The organism is Bacteroides sp. AF39-16AC (assembly GCF_003602735.1).
Taxonomy (GTDB): Bacteria; Bacteroidota; Bacteroidia; order Bacteroidales; family Bacteroidaceae; genus Bacteroides; species Bacteroides uniformis.
Window position 1 is genome coordinate 1 of sequence record NZ_QTLN01000025.1, and the last position, 822, is coordinate 822.

The window sequence follows — 822 nt, forward strand, 5'->3', positions numbered from 1 at the left end:
TACTTCAACAAAAATATCAACTTGTGATAAGTCACTAATTGGGATAATAGTGGATGGCTTGCCCGAATATCTCTCCGTCCGTGAAACCGTTGCAACCGCTTTTCTGCACATAGTTCAGAATGTGGGTCACGCACTCGTCCATGTTCTTGGCAGGGTTGCGGTACTTCTTTGCAAATAGCGCATCTTCCTCCGCACGCTGTTCCAAGTACATATATATCGTTCTCTTGAAATGGTCTGTTCCTTTCATATCGCTGTCATTTTTAGATTATCTGTTTCAGTATCTCTCTCCAATAGGTCGGCTCTACCTCGCTGAGAAGGAAGTCCATGAAATCCCTCCGTGCGTCCTTGTTCAGTTCGTGGTACAATCTTCGGAAAGTTTCAAAATTGCCGTTGATGTACGTTTCCACCATATACACGAAGATGTTGTCCACCTCGTAATATCTGCACTGCTGCGCTGCCGTCTTGCTGTTTCTTTTTGCCATGTCGGTAAGGGTTAAAGGGTGAATAACCAAAGGATGAAGCCAAAGAAGGCAATGGTGGAAAGGATAGCCACGATTACACCTATCGCCACTCGGAACACTCCGTTTACAATCTCTCTGATGATGCCCCAAAGGATGCCGAACACCCCGAAGGCGGTGCGCATCATCAAGCCGCATATCGCCAACCCGATGTGTTGCGCCATTTGTCTGAAATTTGCCGTTGCCGTCATATCTTCGCTGTTTTTGATTTTTTTGTTTTTTATGCGGATTCAAGAGCTGAGGGAGTTGAGTTTCAAACTATCTTATCTGCCTCTCGTTTATCCGACATTTTTTTTATGCGTCT

Annotated in this window: 2 protein-coding genes and 1 pseudogene; all 3 read right to left on the bottom strand. The window is 45.1% G+C overall.

Annotation, left to right across the window (positions count from 1 at the left end):
• Positions 1–43: 43 nt before the first annotated feature.
• Positions 44–247: pseudogene (locus DW039_RS16905) on the bottom strand (PcfK-like family protein); the annotation flags it as partial.
• A gap of 13 nt (positions 248–260) precedes the next feature.
• Positions 261–482 carry a hypothetical protein gene (locus DW039_RS16910; RefSeq protein ID WP_004291534.1) on the bottom strand — a complete coding sequence of 74 codons (222 nt, stop codon included), beginning with the start codon at positions 480–482 and terminating at the stop codon, positions 261–263.
• Between the two features lie 11 nt (positions 483–493).
• Positions 494–709, bottom strand: coding sequence for a hypothetical protein (locus tag DW039_RS16915; protein WP_004291535.1), 216 nt, complete (start codon positions 707–709; stop codon positions 494–496).
• Positions 710–822: the final 113 nt, after the last annotated feature.